Below are 4,056 nucleotides of genomic sequence, written 5' to 3'. Positions count from 1 at the left end.
ATTGGTCGACAGGCAAATTAATTCTGCTTTAAAGCCTGCATTCAGTTGATGCTGCCCATCAATCCGTTGCAGAAAAACCTGTGAATTTAGTTTTTGATTGGAAAACTGAATATGGATTGCACGTCTCTGTGCAGTAAGGCCCAAACTTTCCAAGGCCTGATAGATATTGTTCAACATTTTATAGATTTTTTTGCTTAAATTTACGGCATTGTAACGATATTAATCCGCCTCTGTCTATACAACATGGTCTGTTTATGACGTTTTTTGTCACTCCTTATGGATTGGCTTGAAAGAATCCTTTTTATTCATGCAGATAGGTCTGCACTCAAATCAATGTTTTTAGCATTGAAATAAAAAAGCAGAGCCTTCACTCTGCTTGCGTATTTAAAAGCCAACAATCTATGATGACAACGGATCAACTTAACCTAAACATAATCAACCGCTCTTGCTTTTAACAGATCCAGTTGCAGCATTTTTTTCTTTTTACGACGATATGCAATCAGCAAGCCGATGAACCACACGGGCGAAAAAGCCAGCGCAATCAGTGTATCGTGATCTAAAGCCAAGATCACAATGGTAAACACCAAAAATGACATAGTGAACCATGCCATAACCAAGCCACCTGGCATTTTAAATTTAGACTGTTGATGCAACTCTGGGAATTTTTTCCGATAGCAGATATAAGACAAAATTATCAGCATAAAAGTAAAAATACATAGAATCGACGTCAGAGCTGAAATAATGGTAAACGCCGTCATGACATTCGGTACAATAAATAAAATCGAGGTTCCAATGGTGACACAAGTCATTGAAAAAACCAGACCGCAAATCGGCACCTTTCTTTTCGACAATTTACTAAAACTTTTTGGTGCATCATTGTCCAAAGCCAGACCGTAAAGCATTCGACTGGTCGCAAAAATACCGCTATTCGCTGAAGAAAGTGCTGAAGTCGCCACCACAAAATTGACCAACCCTGCTGCAATCGGCAATCCAATCAAGGAAAACATTTCTACAAATGGGCTTTTCTCTGGTGAAATTTTTGCCCACGATGTAACTGCGATAATACAAACCAATGCACCGACATAGAAAAGTAAAATACGCAATGGAATCGAGTTAATCGCTTTAGGTAATGACTTATGTGGGTCTTTGGTTTCAGCCGCTGTGGTTCCAACCAATTCAATACCAACAAAGGCAAAAATCGCAATCTGGAAACCAGCTAAAAAGCCAGTAACCCCATAGGGGAACATCGACTGAGTTTCAAATACATGACTCATCGACGCTTTGACACCACTCGGCGAAGTAAAACCAGTACTGATTAAATAAATCCCTGCCAGAATAAACATAATAATGGCGGCGATTTTGATCAATGAGAACCAAAACTCCAACTCACCAAACATGCGAACCGCAACAAAATTCAGAATCGTAAGAATAGCTAAGGAGGTAAAAGCAGGAATCCAGACAGGAACATCGGGATACCAGAACTGCATATATCCTCCTATCACAATCACATCTGCAATTGCGGTAATAATCCAGTTGCACCAATACGACCATCCGAGAAAAAAGCCAGCCCACGGACCGATATACGCTGTTGCAAAATCAGCAAAAGTCTTAAAATTGGTATTTGCCAGCAACAGTTCACCCATCGCCCGCATCACAAAGAAAAAGAAAAAGCCAATAATTAAATAAGTTAAAATAATGGAGGTACCCGAAACACTTAGGGTCTTACCAGAGCCCATAAATAGTCCCGTACCAATTGCACCGCCAATGGCAATCATCTGAATATGACGATTGGTTAAAGAGCGTTGTAATTTTTCTTCATCCTGCTGAGTCATATGTTGACTACCAAGCAGATCTCCTTCCAGAAGCTGCTTATCTTTATCCTGACTCATGTAATCCTTACTCCAATGTATAACAGCCGTTATAATTGCCTAATAAAATTAAAATATTTTTAAAATGCCTGAATATCAAAATTCCATTTTGCTCAATAAAATTATTTTTAAATTTAGTGCTTAACTCAGCCACCTCGCTTATCTGTTATTTTCCATAAAGTCCTTATATGCACCCTAAAACCTGTTGTTATTGGTCAAAAGTTATTTGGGCGAAAGCATCATATCTCATTCCTCAAACACTGTAAGATCATGCCGTGCTTTTCCGTTCAATTTACCAGCAATTAAACGTGAAATATATTCAATTAACAATGTGAATATTTTGTGCAAATTAAGACTGGATTGATTTGCTCACAAGGTATGCAAACAAATCAAAATAGGTCTAATTAGCGCATAAAATTACGAGATAAGTAGATGAATTATGTCCTCATCCTTGTTCTCATTTTCAACCGACAATGCCTCAATTTTTCTTTGGAATATTGATATTGAGCATCCGTGCCGATGCTCCTTCTTTCACATGTAACTGATGAGCCTGCTCAGGATCTAATTTCACTTGGTTTGTATCTGGCTGGCTGTAAATGAGGAGAGCGCGAAAATTTTTATAATCGTCATTGGCAATGATATAAGGATCATTACCTAGAATGATGTGATCAGATGACTCAATCTTTACCGTCACCGCATGGCTGTCTTTGATCGCTCTTAAATTTTCTATATCAGCCTGTAAAGTCGCACCTGCATCAAAGATATCGACATAGCCCTTATAACGCAGACCTTCTTCAATCAAAAGATTATAGGCAGGTACCGTATTGGGATGGACTGCAGCAATCACCGCTTTGGCTTCATCGGGCAGCATATCGACATAAAGTGGATGCCGCGGCATCAGCTCTGCGATGAAGGCCTTTTTACCTGTACCACTCAGATAATCTGCCTTACTAAACTCCATATCAAAGAATTTATGCCCGACTGCATCCCAAAAGGGTGAACGGCCATTTTCATCCGAAAAGCCCCGCATCTCCGCCACAATCGTTTCTTCAAAATATTGTCTAAAGGCCGAAAGAAACAAGAACCGAACCTTGGATAAAAATTTGCCATTCTTATTTAAACGATAATCAGGGTCTAAAAATAAAGTACATAACTCACTACAGTTGGTGTGGTTATTACTTAAATATAAGGTCGGTAATGATTTATAGACATTTAATGGCTCTGAAGAGTGCACTTGCGTACCGACGTGAAAGTTATACCAAGGCTCTTTTAAACCTAAGGCCACTTCGATTCCACATACGCCGACCACTTTATGCAGTGTGGTATCTTCTAAGGCAAATAAATAGCCCTGCTCCGACTTGTCCAATTTGCCTTCGACCGTCTTAATTGCTCGGTCTATTCGTGCAGCCAGTATTTCCATATCGGGTTGCAAAGAGGTTAAACCAAAACCTGCTTTTTGCGCCAGTTGATAAAGATCATGGATATCTTTTTGCCGGATATAACGAATCAGCATCATATGAATTAACCCCTCTTTTGAATCACAATCAAGCCGCGGCTGCTTGGATGATTTTGTGGGCTAAGGCCATCTAAATTACCTTTTCTATGCTGAACCATGCACAATACAGACATTGCCTCTTCCTTAATTATTCAATTTTCCCTAGTACAACCTATTTAAGGCTGAGCTGGCTTTATTTATGTCAGTCTTTTTTAACGTCTTTCATCAAGCTGAAATCAAATTTGAATACGCTAAAATGCTCAACAACCAAGCTGATCACTCTATTATTCAAAAACTAATTGGCACAAAAAATTTAAAATTAAGCAAAAAATGAGCTGTTTTTTAGCATTTTATTTATTGACAGTGACAATGTGAAAAATTATTTCTCTACTTTTGAAAGATAAAAGCAGCTAGCTATCCTCAACTTTAAACAAATCACTCAACAAATAGATTCATACAACCAAATAAAATGAATGCAAAAGTATAATTAAAGCGATATAGATCCAAAACTTCAGACAATAAAAAAGCCCTTGTTTTCACAAGGGCTTTTTTATTCATTTGGCAGAGGATCAAGGACTCGAACCTTGACGAACGGTTTTGGAGACCGTCATGCTACCATTACACCAATCCTCTATAACAGCATGATGAAAGTCCTTCAGACTTCATCATAAAGAAAGTCGGAAACTCTCTTAA

The 4,056-nt window shown here is 38.5% G+C and carries 3 protein-coding genes and 1 tRNA gene; all 4 read right to left on the bottom strand.

Going from position 1 to position 4,056, the window contains the following annotated elements; translation table 11 throughout:
- Positions 1 to 177 (bottom strand): hypothetical protein (locus Aba26S_RS21715; protein ID WP_171248960.1); only part of this gene is annotated, 177 nt, incomplete at its 3' end.
- Between the two features lie 248 nt (positions 178 to 425).
- Entirely contained in the window at positions 426 to 1,889 is a 1,464-nt protein-coding gene (locus Aba26S_RS20430; RefSeq protein WP_005243039.1) for an amino acid permease, read from the bottom strand.
- Between the two features lie 457 nt (positions 1,890 to 2,346).
- Positions 2,347 to 3,384 (bottom strand): arginine N-succinyltransferase, encoded by a 1,038-nt coding sequence (gene astA, locus Aba26S_RS20425; protein WP_043974872.1) that lies wholly within the window; start codon positions 3,382 to 3,384, stop codon positions 2,347 to 2,349.
- A gap of 538 nt (positions 3,385 to 3,922) precedes the next feature.
- Positions 3,923 to 3,996 (bottom strand) — tRNA-Trp (locus Aba26S_RS20420).
- Between the last annotated feature and the right edge of the window lie 60 nt (positions 3,997 to 4,056).

Source organism: Acinetobacter sp. NBRC 110496, from assembly GCF_000876115.1.
Lineage (GTDB): Bacteria > Pseudomonadota > Gammaproteobacteria > Pseudomonadales > Moraxellaceae > Acinetobacter.
Note: the sequence above shows the minus strand (reverse complement) of the source record. Positions and strands in the feature narration are given on the sequence as shown.

Coding starts and splice junctions, on each gene's coding strand:
- Aba26S_RS20430 (WP_005243039.1), bottom strand. CDS start 1,889: ATGAGTCAGGATAAAGATAAGCAGCTTCTGGAAGGAGATCTGCTTGGT.
- astA (WP_043974872.1), bottom strand. CDS start 3,384: ATGATGCTGATTCGTTATATCCGGCAAAAAGATATCCATGATCTTTAT.